This is a genomic window from Ruminococcus bovis (assembly GCF_005601135.1).
Taxonomy (GTDB): Bacteria; Bacillota; Clostridia; order Oscillospirales; family Acutalibacteraceae; genus Ruminococcoides; species Ruminococcoides bovis.
The window spans coordinates 415,737-440,048 of record NZ_CP039381.1 but is presented as its reverse complement, the minus strand read 5'-3'; the positions used below and the strand labels follow the sequence as shown (position 1 = coordinate 440,048).

General features: G+C 33.6%; 25 protein-coding genes, 3 tRNA genes, 2 rRNA genes and 1 pseudogene. 19 read left to right on the top strand and 12 right to left on the bottom strand.

Translation table 11 applies throughout. The features are described 5' to 3' along the window. The first annotated feature begins 93 nt into the window (after positions 1–93). The 6 genes from E5Z56_RS02125 (at position 94) to E5Z56_RS11615 (ending at position 3,965) form a co-directional block, all read left to right on the top strand. A 23S ribosomal RNA gene (locus E5Z56_RS02125) occupies positions 94–2,916 on the top strand. A gap of 71 nt (positions 2,917–2,987) precedes the next feature. Beyond that, positions 2,988–3,063, top strand: a tRNA-Lys gene (locus E5Z56_RS02120). A gap of 44 nt (positions 3,064–3,107) precedes the next feature. Further along, positions 3,108–3,182 (top strand) — tRNA-Glu (locus tag E5Z56_RS02115). Positions 3,183–3,215: 33 nt separating this feature from the next. Continuing rightward, a 5S ribosomal RNA gene (gene rrf, locus E5Z56_RS02110) occupies positions 3,216–3,332 on the top strand. Between the two features lie 9 nt (positions 3,333–3,341). Beyond that, positions 3,342–3,417 (top strand) — tRNA-Asn (locus E5Z56_RS02105). Positions 3,418–3,794: 377 nt separating this feature from the next. Further along, positions 3,795–3,965, top strand: coding sequence for a hypothetical protein (locus E5Z56_RS11615; protein WP_175405343.1), 171 nt, complete (start codon positions 3,795–3,797; stop codon positions 3,963–3,965). A gap of 382 nt (positions 3,966–4,347) precedes the next feature. Here the strand turns inward: E5Z56_RS11615 and E5Z56_RS02100 are convergent, their stop codons facing one another. The 3 genes from E5Z56_RS02100 to E5Z56_RS02090 are packed head-to-tail and all read right to left on the bottom strand — an operon-like array spanning position 4,348 to position 5,670. Continuing rightward, the gene (locus E5Z56_RS02100; protein WP_138156319.1) at positions 4,348–4,767 is read right to left on the bottom strand and encodes a hypothetical protein; all 420 of its coding nucleotides are present in this window, start codon (positions 4,765–4,767) and stop codon (positions 4,348–4,350) included. A gap of 30 nt (positions 4,768–4,797) precedes the next feature. Continuing rightward, positions 4,798–5,334, bottom strand: coding sequence for a DUF5104 domain-containing protein (locus E5Z56_RS02095; protein WP_138156318.1), 537 nt, complete (start codon positions 5,332–5,334; stop codon positions 4,798–4,800). A 39-nt stretch (positions 5,335–5,373) separates the two neighbouring features. Next, the gene (locus tag E5Z56_RS02090) at positions 5,374–5,670 is read right to left on the bottom strand and encodes a hypothetical protein (protein ID WP_138156317.1); all 297 of its coding nucleotides are present in this window, start codon (positions 5,668–5,670) and stop codon (positions 5,374–5,376) included. 249 nt (positions 5,671–5,919) lie between these two features. Here E5Z56_RS02090 and E5Z56_RS02085 point away from each other — a divergent pair, with 249 nt between their 5' ends. The 10 genes and pseudogenes from E5Z56_RS02085 to E5Z56_RS12125 all read left to right on the top strand — a co-directional run bounded on the left by E5Z56_RS02085 (position 5,920) and on the right by E5Z56_RS12125 (position 9,978). After that, the gene (locus E5Z56_RS02085; protein ID WP_138156316.1) at positions 5,920–6,231 is read left to right on the top strand and encodes a hypothetical protein; all 312 of its coding nucleotides are present in this window, start codon (positions 5,920–5,922) and stop codon (positions 6,229–6,231) included. 28 nt (positions 6,232–6,259) lie between these two features. After that, positions 6,260–6,418, top strand: coding sequence for a hypothetical protein (locus E5Z56_RS11610; protein WP_175405342.1), 159 nt, complete (start codon positions 6,260–6,262; stop codon positions 6,416–6,418). 32 nt (positions 6,419–6,450) lie between these two features. Continuing rightward, positions 6,451–6,768 (top strand): hypothetical protein, encoded by a 318-nt coding sequence (locus E5Z56_RS02080; protein WP_138156315.1) that lies wholly within the window; start codon positions 6,451–6,453, stop codon positions 6,766–6,768. A 7-nt stretch (positions 6,769–6,775) separates the two neighbouring features. Beyond that, positions 6,776–7,441, top strand: a complete 666-nt coding sequence (locus E5Z56_RS02075) for a YncE family protein (protein ID WP_138156314.1) — start codon at positions 6,776–6,778, stop codon at positions 7,439–7,441. A gap of 362 nt (positions 7,442–7,803) precedes the next feature. Further along, positions 7,804–7,953 carry a hypothetical protein gene (locus E5Z56_RS12130; protein ID WP_408638880.1) on the top strand — a complete coding sequence of 50 codons (150 nt, stop codon included), beginning with the start codon at positions 7,804–7,806 and terminating at the stop codon, positions 7,951–7,953. A gap of 57 nt (positions 7,954–8,010) precedes the next feature. After that, positions 8,011–8,367, top strand: coding sequence for an IS66 family insertion sequence element accessory protein TnpB (gene tnpB / locus E5Z56_RS02070; RefSeq protein ID WP_138156313.1), 357 nt, complete (start codon positions 8,011–8,013; stop codon positions 8,365–8,367). A gap of 49 nt (positions 8,368–8,416) precedes the next feature. Next, entirely contained in the window at positions 8,417–8,707 is a 291-nt protein-coding gene (locus E5Z56_RS02065; protein ID WP_138156312.1) for an IS66 family transposase, read from the top strand. After that, positions 8,679–8,948 carry an IS66 family transposase zinc-finger binding domain-containing protein gene (locus E5Z56_RS12060; protein ID WP_138157932.1) on the top strand — a complete coding sequence of 90 codons (270 nt, stop codon included), beginning with the start codon at positions 8,679–8,681 and terminating at the stop codon, positions 8,946–8,948. The genes E5Z56_RS02065 and E5Z56_RS12060 overlap by 29 nt, the downstream gene beginning before the upstream one ends. A gap of 41 nt (positions 8,949–8,989) precedes the next feature. Next, a pseudogene (gene tnpC / locus E5Z56_RS02055) lies at positions 8,990–9,750 on the top strand (IS66 family transposase); the annotation flags it as partial. Between the two features lie 12 nt (positions 9,751–9,762). Further along, a complete protein-coding gene (locus tag E5Z56_RS12125) occupies positions 9,763–9,978 on the top strand; it encodes a transposase domain-containing protein (RefSeq protein ID WP_408638879.1) in 216 nt (71 codons plus the stop codon). Here E5Z56_RS12125 and E5Z56_RS02045 read toward each other — a convergent pair. Then, complete coding sequence (locus E5Z56_RS02045) at positions 9,934–11,337, bottom strand: glycosyltransferase family 39 protein (RefSeq protein WP_138156309.1); 1,404 nt, start codon at positions 11,335–11,337, stop codon at positions 9,934–9,936. The genes E5Z56_RS12125 and E5Z56_RS02045 overlap by 45 nt on opposite strands. A 177-nt stretch (positions 11,338–11,514) precedes the next feature. Beyond that, the gene (locus E5Z56_RS02040) at positions 11,515–11,973 is read right to left on the bottom strand and encodes a hypothetical protein (protein WP_138156308.1); all 459 of its coding nucleotides are present in this window, start codon (positions 11,971–11,973) and stop codon (positions 11,515–11,517) included. Positions 11,974–12,208: 235 nt separating this feature from the next. On the opposite strand from E5Z56_RS02040, the gene cls reads away from it, so the two are divergent. Next, complete coding sequence (gene cls, locus E5Z56_RS02035) at positions 12,209–13,786, top strand: cardiolipin synthase (RefSeq protein WP_138156307.1); 1,578 nt, start codon at positions 12,209–12,211, stop codon at positions 13,784–13,786. A gap of 84 nt (positions 13,787–13,870) precedes the next feature. Here cls and E5Z56_RS02030 read toward each other — a convergent pair whose 3' ends face one another. From E5Z56_RS02030 to E5Z56_RS02000, 7 genes are all read right to left on the bottom strand, one after another. Continuing rightward, positions 13,871–14,413, bottom strand: coding sequence for a hypothetical protein (locus tag E5Z56_RS02030; RefSeq protein WP_138156306.1), 543 nt, complete (start codon positions 14,411–14,413; stop codon positions 13,871–13,873). A gap of 11 nt (positions 14,414–14,424) precedes the next feature. Then, positions 14,425–14,847, bottom strand: coding sequence for a hypothetical protein (locus E5Z56_RS02025; RefSeq protein WP_138156305.1), 423 nt, complete (start codon positions 14,845–14,847; stop codon positions 14,425–14,427). Between the two features lie 1,150 nt (positions 14,848–15,997). Beyond that, a complete protein-coding gene (locus E5Z56_RS02020; RefSeq protein WP_138156304.1) occupies positions 15,998–16,573 on the bottom strand; it encodes a hypothetical protein in 576 nt (191 codons plus the stop codon). Positions 16,574–16,594: 21 nt separating this feature from the next. After that, a complete protein-coding gene (locus tag E5Z56_RS02015; protein WP_138156303.1) occupies positions 16,595–17,263 on the bottom strand; it encodes a hypothetical protein in 669 nt (222 codons plus the stop codon). 24 nt (positions 17,264–17,287) lie between these two features. Next, positions 17,288–17,809 (bottom strand): hypothetical protein, encoded by a 522-nt coding sequence (locus E5Z56_RS02010; RefSeq protein ID WP_138156302.1) that lies wholly within the window; start codon positions 17,807–17,809, stop codon positions 17,288–17,290. Between the two features lie 9 nt (positions 17,810–17,818). Next, the gene (locus tag E5Z56_RS02005; protein WP_138156301.1) at positions 17,819–18,274 is read right to left on the bottom strand and encodes a hypothetical protein; all 456 of its coding nucleotides are present in this window, start codon (positions 18,272–18,274) and stop codon (positions 17,819–17,821) included. Between the two features lie 1,054 nt (positions 18,275–19,328). Beyond that, positions 19,329–19,604 (bottom strand): hypothetical protein, encoded by a 276-nt coding sequence (locus E5Z56_RS02000; protein WP_138156300.1) that lies wholly within the window; start codon positions 19,602–19,604, stop codon positions 19,329–19,331. A gap of 411 nt (positions 19,605–20,015) precedes the next feature. Here E5Z56_RS02000 and E5Z56_RS01995 point away from each other — a divergent pair, with 411 nt between their 5' ends. After that, positions 20,016–21,269, top strand: a complete 1,254-nt coding sequence (locus E5Z56_RS01995; RefSeq protein ID WP_138156299.1) for a DUF4430 domain-containing protein — start codon at positions 20,016–20,018, stop codon at positions 21,267–21,269. Further along, positions 21,266–24,244 carry a hypothetical protein gene (locus E5Z56_RS01990; RefSeq protein ID WP_138156298.1) on the top strand — a complete coding sequence of 993 codons (2,979 nt, stop codon included), beginning with the start codon at positions 21,266–21,268 and terminating at the stop codon, positions 24,242–24,244. Before E5Z56_RS01995 ends, E5Z56_RS01990 begins: the two co-directional genes overlap by 4 nt. The last annotated feature ends 68 nt before the right edge of the window (positions 24,245–24,312 follow it).

Here is a 24,312-nt window from a genome sequence, read left to right as displayed (position 1 = left end):
GCTGAAAAAGGGTAAATAGGAAATAAAGCCTATTTATCTGCGAGTAGAGTAAATTAATTTACTTAAACGAAAGAACCAAAAAGATATCTCAATGGTCAAGCTATAAAGAGCACAAGGGGAATGCCTTGGCACTAGGAGCCGAAGAAGGACGTGACTAACTGCGATAAGCTACGGGGAGTTGTAAGTAAACATTGATCCGTAGATATCCGAATGGAGCAATCCGGCTGTGGTCATGCACAGTCATCATATACTGAATACATAGGTATATGAGGGGAACCGCCTGAACTGAAACATCTAAGTAGGGCGAGGAAGAGAAATCAACCGAGATTCCGCTAGTAGTGGCGAGCGAACGCGGAAGAGGCCAAACCAGAGGTAGAAATACCTTTGGGGTTCGGACAACATACGATATTGATAATTTCTAGCTGAATAGTGTGGGAAAGCTAACCGAAGAAGGTGAGAGTCCTGTAAGCGAAAGGAAGAGTCAGTCAGTTGAATCCAGAGTACCGCCGGACACGTGAAACCCGGTGGGAATACGGGGGGACCATCCTCCAAGCCTAAATACTACCTAGTGACCGATAGAGAAGAAGTACTGTGAAGGAAAGGTGAAAAGCACCCCGAGAGTGAAAGAGAACCTGAAACCTTGTGTTTACAAGCACCGAAAGTCCATCAAAGGACGATCGGGTACCTTTTGTAGAATGGTCCGGCGAGTGTATGTATCTAGCAAGGTTAAGCACTTAAGGTGTGAAGCCAAAGCGAAAGCAAGTCTGAACAGGGCGACAAGTTAGATGTATACGACCCGAAACCGGGTGACCTACCCATGGCCAGGCTGAAGTGAAGGTAAAACTTCATGGAGGGCCGAACCGACTCCCGTTGAAATGGTAGCGGATGAGTTGTGGGTAGCGGAGAAATTCCAATCGAACCCGGAGATAGCTGGTTCTCTCCGAAATAGCTTTAGGGCTAGCCTTGAAATAGATTACTGGAGGTAAAGCACTGAATTGGCTAGGGGCCGAAAGGTTACTGAACCTTATCAAACTCAGAATGCCAGATAATCGTTTTTCAGGAGTCAGACGGTGGGAGATAAGTTTCATCGTCAAAAGGGAAACAGCCCAGACCCACAGCTAAGGTCCCAAATTATAGTTAAGTGGAGAAGGATGTGGGATTGCATAGACAACCAGGATGTTGGCTTAGAAGCAGCCACTCATTAAAAGAGTGCGTAATAGCTCACTGGTCGAGTGATCCCGCGCCGAAAATTTAACGGGGCTAAACTATAAACCGAAGCTTGGGATACCGAAAGGTATGGTAGGAGAGCGTCATGTAAGGGGTGAAGTCATAGCGAAAGCGGTGGTGGACTTTACATGAGTGAGAATGCCGGAATGAGTAGCGAGAATTAAGTGAGAATCTTAATGGCCGAAAGTCTAAGGTTTTTGGAGGAAGGTTCGTCCGCTCCAAGTAAGTCGGGAGCTAAGGCGAGGCCGAAAGGCGTAGTCGATGCACATACGGTTGATATTCCGTAACCACTGACAACTTAAACAAAATGACACTTTAGAAGGGCTTGACCCGGGTGCTGGTAATCCCGGGCGTAAGGGACCGAAAAATAGTAGGGAAGCAAGCTTAGATAGAGGCGAGAAAAGTTTTGTGAATGTAATGTTGGTGCCCGTACCGCAAACCGACACAGGTGGACAGGAAGAGAATTCTAAGGCCAGCGGGAGAAGGGTAGTTAAGGAACTCGGCAAATTGACTCCGTAACTTCGGGAAAAGGAGTGCTCTCGAGAGAGCCGCAGTGAATAGGCCCAGGCGACTGTTTAGCAAAAACACAGGTCTCTGCCAAATCGAAAGATGAAGTATAGGGGCTGACACCTGCCCGGTGCTGGAAGGTTAAGAGGAGGAGTGAGAGCATTGAATTGAAGCCCCAGTAAACGGCGGCCGTAACTATAACGGTCCTAAGGTAGCGAAATTCCTTGTCGGGTAAGTTCCGACCCGCACGAATGGTGTAACGATCTGGGCACTGTCTCAACTACCCGCCGGCGAAATTGTAGTACCGGTGAAGATGTCGGTTACCTGCGACAAGACGGAAAGACCCCATGGAGCTTTACTGTAGCTTGATATTGGGTTTCGGTAATTTATGTACAGGATATGTGGGAGACTGGGAAGTTATGGCGCCAGCCATAATGGAGTCGATGTTGGGATACCACACTTAGATTGCTGGAATTCTAACCTGTGGCCATGAAACTGGTCAGGGGACATTGTCAGGTGGGCAGTTTGACTGGGGCGGTCGCCTCCGAAAGAGTAACGGAGGCGCTCAAAGGTTGGCTCAGCACGGACGGAAACCGTGCATAAGAGTGTAAACGCGTAAGCCAGCCTAACTGCGAGGGTGACGGCCCGAGCAGTAACGAAAGTTGGAGTTAGTGATCCGGCGGTATGTGAATGGAAATGCCGTCGCTCAACGGATAAAAGCTACCCTGGGGATAACAGGCTGATCTCCCCCAAGAGTCCACATCGACGGGGAGGTTTGGCACCTCGATGTCGGCTCATCACATCCTGGGGCTGTATTCGGTCCCAAGGGTTCGGCTGTTCGCCGATTAAAGTGGTACGCGAGCTGGGTTCAGAACGTCGCGAGACAGTTCGGTCCCTATCTGTCGTGGGCGCAGGATATTTGAGGAGCTCTGTCCTTAGTACGAGAGGACCGGATGGACGTACCTCTGGTGCACCAGTTGTCACGCCAGTGGCACAGCTGGGCAGCTATGTACGGAACGGATAAACGCTGAAAGCATCTAAGCGTGAAGCCGACTCCAAGATTAGATATCCCATCAGTTTACTGAGTAAGACCCCTTGTAGACTACGAGGTTGATAGGCTGCGTGTGTAAGCATGGTGACATGTTCAGCTTGGCAGTACTAATAGGTCGAGGGCTTGACCACAAGAGTCTTTTTTGGTCAGCAAATTTAGCTAGAAATTCTTTATTCAGTTTTGAAGGTGCAGAGCACAATATGCGCCATTAGCTCAGTTGGTAGAGCACCTGACTCTTAATCAGGGTGTCCCGGGTTCGAACCCCTGATGGCGCACCAAAGAGAAGGTTGGAGCTGGGCAACCGCTCTAGCCGAAGAGAATTGGCCCGTTGGTCAAGCGGTTAAGACTCCGCCCTCTCACGGCGGCAACGCGAGTTCGATTCTCGCACGGGTCACCAAGACCCAAGCAATTAAATAGAGGTAAATAAATAGTTGGTGTCGATGACGCTGAGGGTCCACCTGTTCCCATCCCGAACACAGAAGTTAAGCTCAGTAGTGCCGAAGATAGTTGGCTGGAAGCGGCCTGTGAAAATAGGAAGACGCCAACATTTATATATTCCTCCATAGCTCAGTCGGTAGAGCGCATGACTGTTAATCATGATGTCACTGGTTCGAGCCCAGTTGGGGGAGCCAAAAGAAACAGTAGGTTATTTTACCTACTGTTTTTCTTTTGTCTTTCTTTAATACATTACTATGGGCGAGAAGGCGAGTTTTTAATTTGCATATTATTGTTTTCTATCAATCATTTATCTAACTTAATATTATTTTTTCCTATTATTGGACTGTTTTTAGCCAGGGGATTTGATGAGTTACTCTAATTCTGATGTGTAATTCTCAAGCGTGGTAGATAACTTCCTCTAAGCTAGAGTAAGTTGGGGAGTTAATATTGACTCATTTTTTTAATCATATTTATCTTTTTGTGGGTAGCCTTTTGGTTGCTCATTTTTTCGTTTGTTTTTCTTATTTATTTTTAAATGTGAATAGGGCAATATGCCAATATAGAGGATGATTTGCTCGGTTCAACGATGTTGGACCCTACAATGGTAACTTTAAATATTTCTTATACTTTCTTGTTAGAAATAATGGAAAGTTTCTTCTATGATGATATTTTAAACAAGTTTAAAATATTAAACACTCCTTTGTTACCATTCGGTGACACTTTTTCTAACGAAAACGGCTAACCCTTTGTCCCTTAGTAAGGGAATACCTTGATAGGAAAGCTTTTTGTTTGTGATAATTTTTAATATCTAAATAGGATAAGGTACGATAATTAGAAAATTTGTTACGGCACATCAATGCGTATAGAGTAATAAGATGGTATACAACAGGAAAAGGACAGGGTATACAGTTTTGTGATAAAATAAAAGGCATAAAAATCACATAAAAAGTAGCGATTTATTATGCCAATGTAGGACAAATCTGTTTAAAAACAAGGATATGTAATAAATTCTTTTGCTGAAAGATTTTACACCTTTTAGCCTTAGTTTTATTATAATAATTTTTGTTCTGATGAACTATAAATAGTAGTGGGCACTAAGGTATGACAAATCATAGTAGTGCTACTTATTTATGAAAGTCATCACAAGTAGCTGATATACAGTTGAATAATTCTTGATGTTCGCTGATTTTTTTCTTACATTCTCTTTTTAATGTTTCAATTAGAGATACTTCAAAACCTTCTATATTTTTTTGGTCAAGAGTAATAATTTTTCCTTTGCCGACTTTATAAATTCCTTTTGTGCCAATCATATAATAGAAACCTTTATACTTTTGGTATATAACACAAGTGTCAATTTCTTTTCCTTTATAAATTAATGAATATGAAATTCCATTGATTTCTATACCTACTAATGGTGAAAAATAAAGTTTGTTTGACTTTTGATATTTCATATAAAAAACACTACGGATTATTGCAACAATCATAAAAATAATCATTACAATGAAAAAAGTTATTAATGCCACAGTTAAAATTGTTTTGCCCATATTTATGTCTCCTTGGATAATTAATTTGATTTATCTATTTAAATAGATACCATAATCCGGTTCAGAATCATCAATTTTAGATTCTTTTGTTGGTTCTAGCTTTTTATTTTGTAAATAAATACACCATACGCCTTCATTCAACTCATTAGTGTCATCTTGGTAACAAACATTAACACCAAAAATGAATGTATCATTTTTATCTTTTAAAGTTGCTAGACAATCAGTATATGCAACTGTACCGTTATCATCAGTACTATCGCTATCACCTGCCCAATCATAATCAACTTTTTCAGATTTTATTGTATAGTACTTAAAAGCCTTATCTAAGTCTTTATCAAAGTTTTTGTACTTTTTCAATACTTCTTTAGCGAACAGTGATTTTATCATTTCTTTATCTCTGTTATCAAAGGCTTTTACTACCTTTTTCATTGTGTCAGTAGCAATTTTTTCTGATGACGCAAAAAAAGAATAAGGCAATGCCTTTAGGTCACCACCAAGAATATTACATCCGGTTAAAGAAAAAGTGACAAACAATAGGGAAAGAACAATACACAATAGTCTTTTCATTTATAATTCTCCTTAAAATAATAGATAATAGTCAGCAACTTAATAAAATATTGTAGGCAATGAGGAATCATATTCTTGCAGATTCCTTTTAAGTACAACTGCCTTTTGTTTACTATCATTTAGAACAAAATTATTTAACCAATATACAAATGCATCACTACAAATGCCAACACCGAGTTTTTTACCGTATTCATCTTTTTCCCAATACTGATGGTTATTATCCTTATTATATAACCACTTGTCGCATTTCTTTTGATATTTTTTGATTTGAGTTTCTATTTCATCAGGAACATTGATAACATCTGTATAATAATCGAACACTAAGTTAACTTGCATAATTACCTCTTTTTACTTAAAAATTGATTTAATACATCCTATAACTATAATTATATCAATTCTTACTATATATTCAACAAAATACTTTTCTTTTCATAAATATTATTTTTAGTATTGCATAATTTTCTTTTAATGTTAAAATATAAATGAGGGGTAATTTATGAAGTTTATGTCAGCCAGATGGTCGGAATTAACAGGAACTATGGATGAATGTGGTTTTGATTTGTAATAATATAGGAATGTGGTTAAATGAAGTGTATATCAAATTATAGAGAGTTTACGGAAAATCCGAATGATATATCTTTTAGTGATGAATTAAATGTTGTATGTGAAGATAAAGATACAGTATTACAATATTTAAAGAAGTTTGATAAAGAATGTATTGTTCTTACTTGTGCATCAACTGATTTTGTTACAGGTCAGTTATTAAGAAGTAGTATATTTGTATATAATGATGGTGTGTATTGTTGGACAAGTGAAGAAATATACCACTTTGAAAAATATGATATGAAACTTAATGATGATTTTATTCAGTATGTTTTAAGTAGAAAAGATTGTTAATAATAAAGGTCAAAATTGGTGATTTTTTATGATTAGAAATACAGAATTGTTGTATTGGAGTATTAATAAGGATTGGTATGAGGAAGATCCCACACATAAGCACATTTTCAGAGTTAAAAAAGACGCACCTGAAAGGGCAAAGAAAAGTTATGAAATGTGGTTTGAATATCAGGAAAAATTGAAGTAAAGATTTAAATATATTTATTGTGAGTTGATTTTATGATAATTGAAAAAGAAATGAAACTTTTTGGTTATTGGGATAATATGCTATATGGTGAACTAACTGATAGTTTTGAAGAATTATCAAAGATACATAACAGTATTGATAAGCAGCAAGTTATTAAGCACATAGAAAATTTGGATTTTGCAGTTACAAGCTTACCAACCTCAGATATGTTCACAGGTGAAAGATTACAAGCAGGACAGTATATAGATGGAGAATTTGCATTTCCTTTAGACTTTTTACACTACTACAAAAATTATGATATTGGTATTCCTTTGGAATATGAGGAATATTTGAAAACAATATTAAAATAAAGAAACTATGAGAAATTTTTGGGGATTTTATAATAACGGAAAGTATAAGGTAGGTTGTAGTGGTTCAGCTATTTATATTTATGACGAAAATAATAATGAATTAGCTAGGTTTAAAGACCTTTCTTGTATTTATAGTGGAGCATTTCAACCTAATAAAAATATATTCCTTGCAAAGTCATCATTGGGTTCTTTTGCAGTATATGACCTAGATAAGTTAAGACTTATTAAAGTTGTAGTTCTTGATGGTGGGGAAGATGGTTTTGCTTTTACTCCTAACGGTAAGTATTTTTATAACATTGAAAAGTACTTAAATTCTTCTTCATCAAAACTTGTGGTTTATGACTCTGTCAACTATAAGGTTGTTGATAGTTACTTTAATGAAGATGATAGCTTAAAATTAGATATTATTGAATTTGATACTTCAAATAATTGTTACATACTTGGATATAAAATGAATTCAAAAGGAATGTTTAAACACGGTTTTATAGGCATTTTTCAAGATGGTAAAATTATTAATCAAAAATTTATGAACGGTAAGCGTTATAAAAATATTCTATATTTCAAAAAGGTCAATGTTAATGAACCTACAAAGAAATATATTGAAAAAAATTATAGTGAAAAATATAATAAAGAAAAATGGACTACATTAAGTGAAGAACATTTAAAATTATAAAAAGCAGATGGTACGACTAACATACCATCTGCTTTTGTTATAAGGGTTTTAATTTATAAAGCTAAAAGTTACAATGCTATTTCTTCTGAACTGAATAAACTTGGAAGGTATTGAAGTCACATTTAGTAACCGTCAAATAAGCCAGCGTCTTGAAGCGGATTTGAAAACATGCGAAAATATCCAAGTAAATAAGTTGTAGACGAACATCTACAATAGACTACAACAAAAAACGATTGGAGAGTTTCGTATGAACAAAGGTATCAGAACATTAAGAAAAGAACAGAACCTGGCTCTTTGGGCAAACCAAGTAGAAATGCAACAACAGTGGGTTAAGTGTTGCGCAGTGGTGCAGAAATAACAATATTCCTGTAAGTACATTTTGGAGCAGACAGAAAAAGGTATACGAAGCCTACACTCAAAAAAACAGACCTCAATTCATAGAAGTGTCAGTAGAACCAGAAGTAAACGCTAACTCACCTATGATTTCTATCAAAGAAATGATTTCACAGTAGAAATCAATAATGGTGCTGACGAAGCTACAATAACAGCTGTGTTGAGGGCAATGAAAAATGCTTAATGATTTTAATTGTAATTGCCCGATATACCTTGCAAGTGGATATACTGATCTACGCAGAGGAATAGACGGACTTGCAACAATAATAGAAAAGCAGTTTAAGCTTGAGTCTTGTACAAATGCTTTGTTTCTCTTCTGTGGACGAAGAACGGATAGAATTAAAGGTTTGTATTGGGAAGGTGACGGATTTCTGCTTCTGTATAAAAGGCTTGAAAAAGGTAAGTTTCAATGGCCTCGAAAATCTGAAGAATGTGTCACAATAACACCTCAGCAATATCGTTGGTTAATGGAGGGACTTAATATAATCCAGCCTAAGTCAACACAAAAAATAAGTGGAATAAAGTTCTCATAAAATGGCTTAAATACTGTACTTTTGCCTTGTTTTGTGGTATAATATAGGCATGATAATCAAGGATAAAAACAGTGAAACAATTACTATTTCACTGGATGAATATAATGAACTAAAATCATTAAAAGAGCACTGTTCAGAACTTGAAACACAGGTGAAGTGGCTGATGGAGCAGCTTAAGATAAATAATAAAAAGACCTATGGCTCAAAAAGTGAACAATCGGAATATATTTACGAACAGCTTAGTCTTCTTCATAACGAAGCAGAGCTCTACTCAGATGTAGAAGCAAAGGAAGAGGTTAAGGTGGCTTCTCATACCCGAAAAGAAAGAAGCTACTCTTGACAAATTACCAGAAAACATCAAGACAGTTGTTGTAGAGCATACTCTTCCCGAAGAAGAAAAGGTATGTCCTAACTGTAATGAACAGCTTGAGGTTATTGGTAAGGAAGTAAAGAAAACATTAAAAATCAAACCTGCTGAGGTGATTATTCAGGAGGATGTATATTACACCTACGCCTGCAAGAATTGTGAGAAAAACGGTATTGAGACCCCAATAGTAAAACACCACAGGAAAAGCCAGTAATCAAAGGCAGCTTTGCTTCACCAGAAGCAGTGGCTCACATTATGACACAGAAGTTTGTGATATACTCACCACTCTATAGACAAGAACAAGACCTGAAAAGGCAAGGTGTTGAATTAACAAGACAGACAATGTCTAACTGGATACTTAAAGCGAGTCAGCTGTGGTTAGAACCAATATATGAGAAGTTAAGAGAGCTTCTCATAAAAGAGGAAGTAATCCATGCAGATGAAACAACACTGCAGGTACTGAAAACCAAAGAGAAGCCTACTCCAAAGAAAGCATATATGTGGCTGTACAGAACGAGTGGATGCTCTGAAAAGAATATCGTACTGTATGATTACAAACCAAACAGAAAGATTGAAAATGCGGAGAACTTTCTTGAAGGTTTTAATGGCTACATACACGCAGATGGTTATCAGGGATATCACAAACTTGGAGATAACTTCACAGTTGTTGGTTGCTGGGCGCATTGCAGAAGAAAATTTGCTGAAGCATTAGAAATGATAAGCAAGGACGAACGAGCAAACTCAACAGCTGGAATTGCTTTAGATTACTGCAATCAGCTATATGCAATAGAAAAGAAATAGCTGATAAAAGCTATGAAGAAATACTAAAGGTGCGACAAGAAAAATCAAAGCCAATTCTTGACGCTTTTTTGTGCTGGGCTGAAAAGCAAAGCATAGCATTTAAAAGCAAACTTGGTGGTGCGTTTACCTATCTTAAGAATAACGAGAAATATCTCAGAAGATATTTAGAGGACGGCAGATTAGAAATTGACAATAACCGAGCCGAAAGAAGCATTAAGCCATTTGTTATGGGCAGAAAGAATTTTTTGTTTGCCAATACTGAGTCAGGAGCTACTGGCAGTGCTGTTATGTACAGCATAATCGAAACAGCCAAAGAGAACAATCTGGATCCGTTTAAGTATCTGACATACATCTTCAAAAAGTTCCCTAATATTAAGGAAAATGAAACGGCTGATATTCTACTGCCTTGGAATGCACCAGAGGAGTGCAAAGTTAAAATTTGATACATATGTGGAAATCCCTGCGAGAACAAACTCGCAGGGGTTTTTTAGGATGATTTGACGGTTACCACATTTAAATGTATCAACCGATTTTAGTTTATAATTCTTTTTCAGATATTTAGGAGTTTTGGTTAAGGTGTTTTTCACAAACCACACTGTATTACTTGAATTTATCTTAGAATTAATCTTCTTTTTATTAATGTACCGGACATTATCAAAAGCAGAAAACCATGACTCATAGTAGGTACAAATGTGAGTATTCTTAGGATAGTAATATGACATAATTCCAAATGCACTATCGGAATAAATGAATGTATCTGATGAAGAAGTGACCTTGTCAAAACGGTTGAAAAAGTTCTTCATTGATGGGTTGTACTCAAATATTCCTGTAACAACAACACAACCTATACTGAGGATAGAAAGGCATATGCAAATAATCTGTTTTGCTTTTACTTTAATATTCCTTGTACCGAAAGCTACTGTTAAAGCGAAAATCCCCAGAATTACATTACAGTACCTTGCTATGTAAAATGGTCGAATAAAGATTGTTATAAAAAGTCCGATTACCTGAATACTTAGCACACAGATTATACCGAAAATTATTGGCAATTTGCGATTTTCTTTCTTAGCTAATATTAGTGCTGAAACAATTATTCCTGATGCAAATACAATTAGTGAAAGTGGTTCTACACCTTTTAGCCAGAAGTTTCCGGCAGCTGATTTGGTTTGATTTAGTAGTGGAATAATCCATGGAATATATCCAACTACCATTGAAATATCAGAAATTATAATTGCTTTTAATAATTTTCTGTCTTTAAAGATTGCATAAATATTGATGAAAGCAAAAATTATTCCCACTGCAAGCATAGCATAAAGATGGTTGTATGCTGAAAATAATGAGGCTGTAACGAATATAACACAATGGTGTGTTTTGTGTTTTTCGATAAATAGCAAAGCCTCTATAAATGAAAGTGTAACGAAAAATATACACCATTGATATGACCTTTGTTGAACACTAAAATACAGTGACATAGGAACTGCACCTACAGTAAGCATATAGATTATTGATGTTGTATTGTCAAAATGCTTTTTCACTATTGTTAAACCAAGTGAAAGTGTTGCAACATAGCCTATTACAGAAAAGACTTTTGTTACAGGTATTGAGTAACCGAAAATCATACAAAATACTTTTAATGACAAAAAGTAAAATGGTGGATGCATATCGGTTTTCAGAATTTCAATTATCTTTGAGAAATTGTGCTGAATTAGTGATAGGGTATATGCCTCATCAAACCATAGATTATTGTTGAAAATAAGACTTACTGAAAATAAAGACAATATTCCAAAAATAATGTATGGCAATTTGTTCCTTTGATTTTTTAATTTTCCATTTCTATATTCCTTTCTAAAAAACAATACTATTTTAACATTTTATTTGTATTAATTCAAGAAGTGTATAAACAGTTGTGTTTTTGGATATTGTTAATGCAAAAAAATCACCTATACTTTATGATTAGTATAGGTGATTAATTTATTTTGTTAATATTTATTTTGCCATGCACTTTCTATATATTCTTCTGATTCATTAATGACAATGTGGTTGTTTTCGTAGAAATATTCTATTCTGGTTTTACATGGATCAAAAAGATCACCACCACCGGATAGAATATGTCCGTTCTTATCTCTAACTTCATGGATATAATAATGATAAACTGTAACCTTATTCCATAAAGGAATGGCAATGTATATACCATAATATTTTTCATCTGTATTAGGCTTATTTTCGCAAAAATGCATTCTATCATAATCATATTCATCTTTTATGTATTTTGAATATTCAGATGATTGAAAAGCCTTGTAACTGCTTGACTGATTAATATTCTTAACTATCTCATATGATAAATAGCAAAAATACAAAGAATAACAAATTAGCAAGGAAAATATAATGGCAAGTGTAATAAGTATATTTCTTTTAGAGAAAATTTTCTTAGTTTTCATTGTGTTACCTCCTTATTAATAAAAAACTTTCTATTGTTAATGACATCTTAATAAAAATCAAAGGTTATATTAACCTGCATAATTATCTCTTTTAAAATTTATATTAACCTTTCCATATTTTTCAACAAAATTATTCTTATTTCTATAAATATTATTTTTAGTATTGCATAATTTTCTTTTAATGTTAAAATATAAATGAGGAGTGGTAAATAAATTTTATTTATGGGAGGTAATTATGAAAAACAAGGAACAAGGCAAAAAGAGGATAGCATTTAAAAAAGGCATAATCTCAATGGTTTTCAGCAGATTTGGAATTGTGCTGGTTCTTCTTGCTTTGCAAATATTAGTTTTACTTGGTCTGTTCTTAAAGTTTAGTCAGTTAGCACCACATTACTACATAATCTCAGCAGTATTTTACATATTTATGATTACGGTAATTGTGAACAGCGACCATGATGCATCAAGCAAAATTACTTGGCTGACTATAATGGCGATTTTGCCTATATTCGGAGCATTGCTATATATCTATACTACAGTTGATATAGGTCACAGAGTTCTGAAGAAAAGAGTTACCCATATTCTAAAAAATACTAATAATAAAATCACACAGGATAAATCTGTTATTGATAAAGCAGAAGAAATTTGTCCTGATGTAGCTGATTTGAATTATTATTTAAACAAATCAGGAAGATTTCCATTGTATGAAAATACTGATGTTACCTATTATCCAATAGGTGAAAAGATGTTTCAGTCAATGCTTGTTGAACTTGAAAAAGCAAAAGACTTTATCTTTATGGAATACTTTATTGTTGATGATGGATATATGTGGGATAACATATTGGAAGTGCTGATTAAAAAGGCAAATGAAGGTGTTGAAGTTAGAGTAATGTATGATGGTACTTGTGAATTTGCATTACTACCCAGAACTTATCCAAGTAGCTTAGAAGAACTAGGAATTCATTGCAAGGTGTTCTCACCTGTATCACCGTTTATCTCAACACATTATAATTACAGAGACCATAGAAAGATTATGGTTATTGACGGCAAGACTGCCTATAACGGTGGAGTTAATATGGCTGATGAGTACATTAACTATACCCATAAGTATGGCCATTTTAAGGATGTTGGTGTTATGCTAAAGGGTGATGCAGTAGATAGCTTTACACTAATGTTCCTACAAATGTGGAGTGTAAATGAAAGACATTGTGACTTTTCAAAGTACCTAAATGTAGGGGATAGTCTTTCTGCCGGTGGTTACTTTAGCAATGGTTTTGTAATGCCATTTGGTGATTGTCCACTAGATGAATATGATGTTGGTAAGTCTGTATATATGGATATTCTTAATCGTGCAAAGGACTATGTTTATATTATGACACCATATATGATTATGGATGGTGAATTGGAAAATTCATTGACATTTTCTGCTCAAAGAGGTGTTGATGTTAGAATTATTTTGCCTCATATTTCAGACAGCTTTGTTGCACAAGCACTTGCAAAAACTCACTACAAAAAATTACTTGATGCCGGTGTAAAGGTGTATGAATATACTCCCGGATTTGTCCATGCAAAAGTATTTGTAAGTGATGATGTTAAGTCAGTTGTGGGTTCAATTAATATGGATTACAGAAGTTTGTACCATCATTTTGAATGTGCAACATATATGTATGGTACAAGGTGTATTGATGACATTAAAAGTGACTATAAGGATACACTTGCTAAGTGTCAGCAAGTTACATATGAAAGTATCAAGAATGATAAATGGTACATTAAGCTAATCGGTAAAGTACTGAAGTTTGTTGCACCGTTAATATAGTTTTTGCTACTTAGAAAATTAAATTATTCCTTTTGGAAACACCCCTAAAGCAGTTGCATTTAGGGGTATTTTGCTTATATAAATTTAATTGTATGACACAGAATCAGCAATTTTTTCTAATGTGTCAGTATCAACATTATCATTCCAACTGTAGAATGTTATTTCTTCATCATCCTTATTAATGGAAACATAGTCTGTTTTATATGTAACATTGTCAGCAGAAATTACTGCATCACCTTGTACTGCACTTAATGAATTAACTTCACCGGTAATTTTTATTATACTCTTAAAGTTATGGCTGATAATGTTCTTTTCAGCTTTTGCATTATTATTTAATGGTTCACCAAAGTCATACATATCCTCAGCTTTACTTTGGAAAAGTATTATCTTGTCCTTATCATTAGAAGTATCTTTAGAAAAATAAATCAATCCATTTTCCTTACTTTCATTCCAATCATTAGGTATTTTTATGGAAATTGTATTGCTTAATTTCACATCTTTCCAACCAAAATAAAAGTGAAAATCAATAAGGTTAAGAAAGAAATAAGCTAAAGTACAAATGATAGCAATAATGACAGTTACAATAATAGCAACAGTTGCTTTGTGATGTTTTTTAAACATAATCACAGTAATCACCTTTATTCCTTGTGAAACACAAGTGTTTTGCCTTTTAGATAACTGTATTTAGAGTCAACAACCTTGTCTATATGTAGGGTAAAGTCAAAGAAACCTTTGTCATAATTATCACCCTCAACTACAGACTCAAGTTCGGAATATTCTTCTCCATCTTCTTTATAGTGGTTTAGAGTGCCGATTTCAAAACTACTACCACCATCAAATTCTAATTCATATTTCTTTCCATCAATAGTAATTTTTTCATGACAAGTTTTATCAGGAAATTTTCTTGCATAACTGTCGATTTGAATGTTGTAGTTATCACATTTCCAAACCTTGTGATATTCTTCACCGTAACCTCCCGGTCGGAAACTTTCACCAAAACAAACTAAACCGATAATTACTACTGCAATTATAGAACCGGTAATTATTACACCTTTCTTCATACAGTTCACCTGCCAATTTTTAATTATTTGGATATTTAAGATATTTTCTAAGATGTATTTACTTTTTGCTATTTGTATTTTATCTTTTAGAACTTTTCAATGTTTTTTAGCCTTGAAAACTTTTTTGTTTTTATTTTTTTATGTTTTCTGTGTTTTCTGTGTTTTCTGTGTTTTCCGTGTTCTCTGTGCTTTCTGTGTTTTTGTACTTGCCATTCATTCCTTTTATAAATAATACTTTCCATAACGCAAAAGTGTTGCAAAAAATTTTAAAATTTTTTAGAATATTTTTGTTTGTAGGGATAGTAAGTTTATAAATTTGTTTTTTCAATTTTGATTGTGCTATTCTAAAAACAATTCAACAAATTAGGGTTTGTGGGGATGTTTATGTAGTGTGGGTTAATTAGATAGTAACCGATTAATTCATCTAGTTTAAAGTTTTTCCCTCCTTCAGTCATTCTTTAAAAGGTGAATTGCTCTGCAATTCACGAATGACAGCTTCCTCGTCTGAGGAAGCCAAACAGAGTTTGTACATATAATCAAGTATGTACAAATTTTAAAAATGTACATACCTTGTTGCCTCCCTCGCTGAGGGAGGTGGCTTTGCGTATGCAAAGACGGAAGGAGTGATTGATATTTTAAACTTGTTTAAAATATCATCATATCTGAATTTTTCCTTTATTTCTAACTATAAAATATAAGAAAAATTACGAGTTACACAGTAGGGGCGAACATTGTTCGCCCGTTTAATAGTAAAATGTTTTATGTAACTTCGTCCTATGCAGAAACTAAAAATTATAACTTACCATATAGGGCAAAGTACCTATATAAAGGCTAGTTTGTAACGGGACATCAATTAAGTGAACATCAAAGAAAACGAGCCATAGGCGAAGTTTGATTTGCTAATGTGAACTTATGCAAAAGTTTTTGTAAAAAACTTTTGTTGAAAGACCCTACACCTGTTAGCCACACTATAAAGATAGTATAAGGTATGATATTTTTGTAAATTTTCCTTTATGTTAAATGAAAAATAAACTTTTCTCTAACCACAATAAGTGGGAAAAAAACAAATTTACCTTAACCCACAATCAAGATTAAAAAGTAAAACCCTAATTTATCTAACTAATCTTTACCCACAGACAAAATTGAAAAATTATTTTTTATTTAAAAAGCTACATAATTTTTGATACAATTCTTTTCTTTTTCTATTTAGCACAACGAAGATAAAGAAAACTAAAGCCAATGAGATAATATAAAATATTACTTTAAATACAAAGTTACTGAAAACAAACCCCAATAAAGCTAAAACAACAGTTAAAAGCAAGGTGCATAAAATTGTTTGTATGAGAGAACACTTGTTCCAATAAGACAAGGAACTTTTTTCTACTTTAACAAAGTCCTTTTCTGTTAAATACAGACTATATTCCGACTTGCCATTGAAATCAAAATTCTTTGAGTAATGTGCAGAGATAGGCAGGTTTTCCATTGAATTTCCAAATTGAAAATCAAATATTGATAACCATACAATCTTTCTTTGTATAGACTCATCTTTGTTCCAAATATCTTCACCGTAAATATTAATTTCACATTTATCTGACTTTGTCACATAATTATATTCTAAAATATCCTTATTCTTTTCCATATTAATAACTTTTCCGTTAATCATTACTGTGTAATTATGGGAAAGGTCAATGTTGTTTTCAATTTCAATGTGTAGTTTGTTTAGCATAGTGAATCAATCCTATAACTGTTATTTAACTTTTAATAAATTTCTATATTGTTTGTTAAGACTATTTCTTGAACAAAAATACATTACTACAAAAAGAATTATAATTATTAAGGAAAATGTAAAGGTTCTATAATTATTTAGAAATGAACCAACCAATCCTATAATAAGGAAAATTAAACTTGCTACTACTGAAAATACAGTAGTAGCCTTTTTTCTTTCATTATAAATTTCTTTTAATGCAGTTTTGTTAATATAATATCCTTTTGTTTCTTTAAAAGAAATATCCTTGCTATCAATAAAGATTTGTGGTTGTTCTGTGGTAGTTGGTTTATATAAACTAATTGATATGCAAGGTTCATTATCTGTAATATTAATTTCTATTTCATCCTTAAATTCATAGGGACATTCTAACTTTTCTGAAATTGAGAAAATACTGACTATAAACAGAACAATATATGAAAATACTTTCTTAATAGGATTTTTAGTTTTTAAGGTGGTAGAACTTTTGTGATATGTGCTTTTCACCTGAACAGTAACTTTGTTATTATCAATTTCAATATTGTTTGAATAATATTTGTTTTCATCACACAAGCTACACAACTTTTCATCATTAACATAAAGTTGTACTACAGAAGATGACTCAGCCATTACATCATTAATTTTTAAGTTAATATTTAAGTTTTTTATCATTAGCCTCATAAAATATAATAAAAATCAATTTTTACTATCGGCTTTATGTACTACCTTATAGGCATATACATATGTAGTATTTTTGTAGTTGAATTTTTCTATTTTTATTGATTTATCATTTTTATTCTTAAATTCATCATATGGCAAAATTGTTGAATATAGCATATCCTTATCACCTAAAGTATCATCTGCTTCAAGTTTAGTTGAATGACAATCAGTTATTTTACTTACAGCATAAGCACCTAATGAACAGTACTGATTATCTTTTACACTCATTTTTGTAGTAATAAATTCATTATGGTCTGTACTTGCAATCCACATTGCATAGTTTTCATTAACATCTATTGTAGCTAAATCTTCCTCAATTTCGCTATAAGGGTAAGTGTTATCATCATTGTATGCATCATAAGCACTATCAAAGTATTTACCTTCATATATTGTGTCACCAACTTGGTAACGAGATGGGTAAAGGAAATATAAGAGTACCACCATTATTATTGCAATTGAGGGTAAAACAATTGGTATCCATTTTTTTGATTTTTTCATAGTAATCTCCTATCCGAATTTTTCTAATAAGTATTTCTTGATTTCTTTAGTGCCGATAAGTAGGTCATTAACAAAAATTGCAAGGATAAAACAAGCAAAGACTAAGCCAAACAGAGTTTCACTGTCAAATTCCAAAAATTCATCAGCTCCAAAAATTGTAATTAATAATAAAGCCAAAATTATAAGAATATGTACTATGTTAAGACAAGCAATGCCTACTATTCTGTAATTTCCTCTGAATTTAATCAATTTTCCGTAGAAAAATGGTTTTGCAGTAGTTTGACAACCAAAACGATCCTTGTTATCATCCTCATAAAATAAGCATAGAAAATCCTTTTTGTTGCTTACCCAGTTGATGCCTTTTCTGTTTTCACTGTACCTTCTGGGATATTTTTCAAGTACCTGATTTGATAATGTGTTTTCGATTTCTTCAATTGTACGGTTTGTCTTTATGTTTATAATCATATTTTTTACCTTGATTATTAATTCTCTTTTGACAACTTGCAAAGCGATATTGTTTCCCTTTAAAGCGATATTGTTTCCTTTATTTATTAATAATACTTTGCAACTTGCCAAATTGTCGCAAAAATTTGATTGTTTGCGTTAATTTCTTATGTTCAGTTCCTATTACATTACCCTTGTTTTTATAAGTGATTTTTGTTTGTCTGTGTAGTGAGATATGTTTATAAATTAGGGATTGTCTTTTTAATTTTGATTGTGGATAAAGGTGAATTTGTTATAAATTTAGTTGAGTATAAAGGAAAATTCACAGTGAGAATATGCACATAAAATCATATGAAACTCTGACTCACAGGTGTAGGGGACATCATTGATGTCCCGTTACAAACTCGACTAAATAAAGGTATTATGCCCTATGTAGATATTATAAATTTATAGTCTGCAAATAGGACAAAAATCCCATAAGTATCACACTTTCATTACGGGCGAACGGTGTTCGCCCCTACAACTGTAAGCCATAATATGATATAAAAATTGGTACAGTTTATGCTACAAAATAATGTTGTATTATGAATTGTGCAACCACATAGTTTACAGTTTATACAAGGACATAGTTTACACTTTTCATATTTAATCATCCCCACAAACCCTAATTTATCATTCTCACCTTAACCCACAGACAAAATTGAAAAAACTAATTTGCAGAAGGGATTTACCGTCACACACAACCAAAACAAAAATCACATTACAAAATAGGGGATTATGCCCACTATTATTGTTAGTAGGGCAATGCAGAATAAATAATCCCTAGCACCACACCATAAATCATCATATGATTTTCTACTTTTTATGTAGCTGACAATTGTATATACAATAATTAACAAAGCTAATGGGATTGATATTACTGTCATTAAAATATTAATGTACAGTGGAACATTTTTGAATATAGATATTTGCACAACAACAAAAATAATATCTATAATTTGAAGAAACAGTAATATTTTATCATACTTATTTATATTACTTTTATTTCCGGGATGTTTCATAAGAATATAATTAACTACATTACAAAGAATACGGCAATAGCCCAACCAATAAGGATAACGGAGAAGATAATTACCTGGAATGGATTGCTATACCATGAGCCTGATGACTTACGATTTTTGATAGCAGAAATACCGGTAAGTACAAGCATAATTACAGCAGTCAGTCCCTCAAGGACAGACATTGCAACATTAAAACCAAATGGTGCAAGTCTGAAGAAACATACCGATACAACAAGGAATACTGTACCTATAATAAATAATGCCATAAAAATTTTGTCTAAGTTTTTCATATTAATACCTCATTTCATATTTATAATAGTAGTTTATACTATTTTTACAATATTGTAAAGTAATTTTTTGTTAATGTTTAACATTTGAAGGATTGCAGAATTTCTCATTATAGCTTTACTGTATACCATTTTATAACTAAAAAATATAAGTTGAAATATAGGGGAGATTGTGGTATACTGTCTTTGTAATTGAATATGAATATAGGCAAGGGAAATACGGTGAGAGTCCGTTGCAACTGCCATTACTGTGAATTAAGCCAGATGACTTGCTATATTCAAGGTTTTAGTACTTTTGGGTAAGAAGAGTAACCATTTTTAAAGCATTACTATGGGTAATGTTTTGTTTTGGTGTCTCTTTGCGTTTTGCAAGGAGTTTTTTTATGCCCATTTTGTGTTATATTTTAGGTGTTTATGAAAAAGTTATTTGCTCTAATCCTTGTTGTTATCACAGTAATCCTATCATTTGGTGTAGTAAATGTTTCTGCTAATAGTGGTTATGTAACTATCAGCTTTCAGGACTATGGTATTCGTGGTAGTGACAAGGGAGATTTTCCTCATCAGCTTGGGAAAATCATTAACAAAACTAAAGTAAAAATTAATAAAAACGATACTATTGCAACTGTCACCTTAAGACTGTTAAAGGAGAAAGGTATCAAACCGGCATATACAGGTAAACCTGAAATGGGTGGTGGTTTCTATCTTGCATCAATTGACAACTTTACTACAGTTAGTGGTAAAAAGGTTAGTGACGGTTATGGTTTAGGTGAATTTTCTGTTGGCAGTGAAAGTGGTTGGATGATTAGCTACAACAATTGGTTTATCAATAAAGGTGCTTCGGAATTTTATGTAAAAAATAATGATGAAATTAAGTGGCAATTTACTGCTACAGGTCTTGGTAAAGATATTGGTTGTGACTTTAATAACCCTAATGCAAAAATTAAGAATTTGCATTTTACAAGTGGTAAGCTGTCTCCTAGCTTTTCTACTAATAATAAAAGCTATACCTTAACTTTGCCTAAAGGTAAAAGTACTGTTGCTATAAGTGCAACTTTGGAAAATTATTATTCCAGAGTAACTTATCATTATAATGGAAAAAGCTATAGCGATAATGAGTATTTTAAGGTAAAGGACAATACTGCAATTACTGTTAAATCGGTTTTTGATAATGGGGAAGGTAAAAAAGACAGTGATACTGTTACTGTTAAGGTGAAAATCCCTACTTCAAAAACCACTAAAAATACTACTGATAAAACCACAAAGAAAAATACTAACGGTAACAGTAGTAAAGCAGTTAATAAAAATTCTGTAAAAAATAATCCGGATAACAATATTAATAGTATAGATAATAATTCTTCTAAGGAAAATAAAATTACCGATAACAAGAAGAATAATACAAAAGAAACTGTTACTGATAACAGTAAAAATATCAGTAAGGAAACAGTAAGCAATACTGAAAATGCTACTGATAATAATGAAGATAATAATTCCGATGTTTCTGATAACTCTGATAATTTAAGTAGTGAAAGCAGTAATAATTCTGTAAAAGAAATTAATACTGTAAATGGATTTTTCATTTTCTTAATAATAATTGCAGGTGTAGTTGTTTTGGCAATTATAGTTTGCATTATGATATTATTAAAAAACAACAAGGAGAGGAAGCAATGAAAAAACTATTATCATTATTTCTAGTACTGGCAGTTGTATTCTCAACAGTTGCAACTTTTAGTGCAGAAGAAAAGGCTTTTGACGGTTATATTTATATGACTGTTGAGAGAAATACTCTTGGTCAAGGTTTCGTTCAAGAACCAATTAAGGTTGGTTACTATGAGGGTGAGTCTTTGGCAGATATTACAGAAAGAATGTTAGGTGACAGAAGTACTTTCACAGGTACTGTAAGTTCAAGTTACTACCTAGCCGGTATCAAAGACGGTGGTGAACCTGAAAATTGGTCAAAGGATAACATTCCGGAAGATATTAAAAAGGCTTTAGGTGACGAAATCGGTGACAGAACCGAAAGTGATAAACTTGGTGAATTTGACTATTCTTCATACAGTGGTTGGATGTTTACTGTAGACAACAAAGGTATTGATGTTGGTGCAGGTGGTGTTAGCTATGCTGACAAGGCAGACACAACTCACTATACAAACGGTAGTGTTGTAAGACTTCAGTACACTGTTTACGGCTATGGTGAAGATGTTGGTATCAGCTGGGGTATGATGAGCTTTGACACTACAAATAAGTTTGTGGACAGAAGTAAGCTGATTTCTTATGTTGCCGATATTAATGAAGAAAATGCTCAGAGTGAATACGGTACTGCTTATACTGATGCAGTAAACCTACTAACTCAGTGGAATGTAACAGAAGAACAGATTGATAATGCTGTTAAAGCCCTTGATGAGGCAAAAGAAGAAAAAGAATTTGACGGTTATGTTTATATGACTGTTGAAAGAAATACTCTTGGTCAAGGCTTTGTTCAAGAACCTATAAAGGTTGGTTACTACAAGGGTGATTCATTAGCAGTAATCACAGAAAGAATGTTAGGTGACAGAAGTACTTATGAAGGTAAGGTTGATTCAAGCTATTATCTACAAGGTATTGTTGATGGTGGTGAACCTGAAAATTGGTCAAAGGATAACATTCCAACAGACATTAAAAATGCTTTAGGTGATGATATTAAGGGCAGAGCTGAAAGCGATAAGCTTAAGGCAAATGACTACTCTACATATGGTGGTTGGATGTGTACTCTTGATAATAAGGGTACTGATGTTGGTTCAGGTGATGTTACTTATGCTGATAAGGCAGACACAACTCACTATACAGACGGTAGTGTAATCAGACTTCAATATAGCCTATACGGTTATGGTGAAGATATTGGCATTAGCTATGGTTACTATAAATTTGATACAACTAATAAGTTTGCAGACAGAAGTGACTTAATCAAATATATTGCTGATATTAATGATAACAATGAACAAGATGAATACGGTACTGCTTATACAGATGCAGTTAAGTTATTAAACACTTGGAATGTAACAGAAGAAGAAATTAACAGTGCTATTAAAGCTCTAGATGCTACTCAGGAAGATACTCATAATGTTGAGTGGGCCGGTGCTATGAACAACTTTAAGGACGGTAATCAGGTAACTGATACTAAGGTTGTAAAGAATAATCCGGAAGAAAAGTGGTCTTATGAACTTAACAGAACTAAGGGTTCTTGGGGTACTTACTATGCCGGTCAGTCAGTAATTGTCGACGATTATCTATATGCTACAGGTGCAGGTAGCCTACATAAAGTTGATACAAAAACAGGTAAAGGCGAAACTGTTGCAGTAGCCGGTTCAACATCATTCTATTATGACTATGTTGCATATGGTGACGGAATGATTTTCGTTTCAACTTCAAATGATATTGAAGCATTTGACATTGATACTCTACAGTCACTTGGTAAAGTTAAGGGTACATTTAGTCAGTATCACCCTATGCAGTACTACAAAGGTTACTTAGTTTGTAACGGTAACATTTATAAGGTAAATAAAAATAGTGACAATGTACTAACTCAGGTTGGTGAAGGTACTATTGGCAGTGACTCATTTAACTGGTCACAAGGTGTATTTGCTAATAATTACTACTATGTAGTAGCAACAAATGATATTTACTGTGTTGACTACAAGACAAACACAATTAAGTATCAGTATAAGTTTGACGAAAACCGTACTACAACTTATAATATTGGTGGTGAACTTGCTTACGATAGCACAACAGACTATCTATATTGGGGTTCATACAAACAGAAAAATCTTCATGCAGTTAAGCTAGATGATAAGGGTGACTTTGATAAGGAAACTTATAAATCTGCTACTATCAGCCAAGAAACTGTATGTGCACCTGTTGTATATAACAACAGAATTTATGTAGCAGGTCAGGGTGGTACTATTGATGTTATCAACGGTAATCCTGATGATAGCAACTTTATGAGCACCATCTACACAACTAACAAAATCGGTATGAAGATTCAGAGTAACCCAATTCTTTCAACAGGTTATGAAGAAGAAACAGGTAATGTTTATATTTATGTTCAGTCATACAATGCACCGGGTAATATCTATTACCTAGAAGATAATGCAAACAGTACTTCCGGTGAACTAAAGCAGTTAAGTAACCTTTCAACAACAAGTACAGCAGCATATGCTTACGAACAGATTGCTATTGATGATGAAGGTCAAATCTACTTCTTTAACGAAGAAGGTTATCTATATTGCTATGGTGAAAAGCATATCCATAACTACACTTATGAAACTCTATTAAACGGTAAACACATTAAGACTTGTGATGGTTGTGGTGAAAGTGAAGAAGAATTCTGTACTTTCGAAAACAACAAGTGTATTTATTGTGGTGTAGAAAGAAGTAAGTATATTTATGGTGACATAAACCAAGACGGTGAAGTAAATGTTCAGGACACAACTTTACTACAGAAGTATGCTACTAAGTTAGCTGAACTAAATGATGTTCAGAAAGAATGTGCTAAGTTTGATGATATGGAAAATATTACTGTAAAATCTGCAACAAAGATTCAGAAGTATATTGCCAATCCGGAACTTGATACATTAATCGGTGCATCATTCTATATGTATTCAAAATAATTTAATTTATAGGGGTAACTGATACTTCCTTAGGGGAGTATCAGTTATTTCCATATTTACAGTGGAGA

Coding starts and splice junctions, on each gene's coding strand:
- E5Z56_RS02100 (WP_138156319.1), bottom strand. CDS start 4,767: ATGGGCAAAACAATTTTAACTGTGGCATTAATAACTTTTTTCATTGTA.
- E5Z56_RS02095 (WP_138156318.1), bottom strand. CDS start 5,334: ATGAAAAGACTATTGTGTATTGTTCTTTCCCTATTGTTTGTCACTTTT.
- E5Z56_RS02090 (WP_138156317.1), bottom strand. CDS start 5,670: ATGCAAGTTAACTTAGTGTTCGATTATTATACAGATGTTATCAATGTT.
- E5Z56_RS02085 (WP_138156316.1), top strand. CDS start 5,920: ATGAAGTGTATATCAAATTATAGAGAGTTTACGGAAAATCCGAATGAT.
- E5Z56_RS11610 (WP_175405342.1), top strand. CDS start 6,260: ATGATTAGAAATACAGAATTGTTGTATTGGAGTATTAATAAGGATTGG.
- E5Z56_RS02080 (WP_138156315.1), top strand. CDS start 6,451: ATGATAATTGAAAAAGAAATGAAACTTTTTGGTTATTGGGATAATATG.
- E5Z56_RS02075 (WP_138156314.1), top strand. CDS start 6,776: ATGAGAAATTTTTGGGGATTTTATAATAACGGAAAGTATAAGGTAGGT.
- tnpB (WP_138156313.1), top strand. CDS start 8,011: ATGCTTAATGATTTTAATTGTAATTGCCCGATATACCTTGCAAGTGGA.
- E5Z56_RS02065 (WP_138156312.1), top strand. CDS start 8,417: ATGATAATCAAGGATAAAAACAGTGAAACAATTACTATTTCACTGGAT.
- E5Z56_RS12125 (WP_408638879.1), top strand. CDS start 9,763: ATGGGCAGAAAGAATTTTTTGTTTGCCAATACTGAGTCAGGAGCTACT.
- E5Z56_RS02040 (WP_138156308.1), bottom strand. CDS start 11,973: ATGAAAACTAAGAAAATTTTCTCTAAAAGAAATATACTTATTACACTT.
- cls (WP_138156307.1), top strand. CDS start 12,209: ATGAAAAACAAGGAACAAGGCAAAAAGAGGATAGCATTTAAAAAAGGC.
- E5Z56_RS02025 (WP_138156305.1), bottom strand. CDS start 14,847: ATGAAGAAAGGTGTAATAATTACCGGTTCTATAATTGCAGTAGTAATT.
- E5Z56_RS02020 (WP_138156304.1), bottom strand. CDS start 16,573: ATGCTAAACAAACTACACATTGAAATTGAAAACAACATTGACCTTTCC.
- E5Z56_RS02015 (WP_138156303.1), bottom strand. CDS start 17,263: ATGATAAAAAACTTAAATATTAACTTAAAAATTAATGATGTAATGGCT.
- E5Z56_RS02010 (WP_138156302.1), bottom strand. CDS start 17,809: ATGAAAAAATCAAAAAAATGGATACCAATTGTTTTACCCTCAATTGCA.
- E5Z56_RS02005 (WP_138156301.1), bottom strand. CDS start 18,274: ATGATTATAAACATAAAGACAAACCGTACAATTGAAGAAATCGAAAAC.
- E5Z56_RS02000 (WP_138156300.1), bottom strand. CDS start 19,604: ATGAAAAACTTAGACAAAATTTTTATGGCATTATTTATTATAGGTACA.
- E5Z56_RS01995 (WP_138156299.1), top strand. CDS start 20,016: ATGAAAAAGTTATTTGCTCTAATCCTTGTTGTTATCACAGTAATCCTA.
- E5Z56_RS01990 (WP_138156298.1), top strand. CDS start 21,266: ATGAAAAAACTATTATCATTATTTCTAGTACTGGCAGTTGTATTCTCA.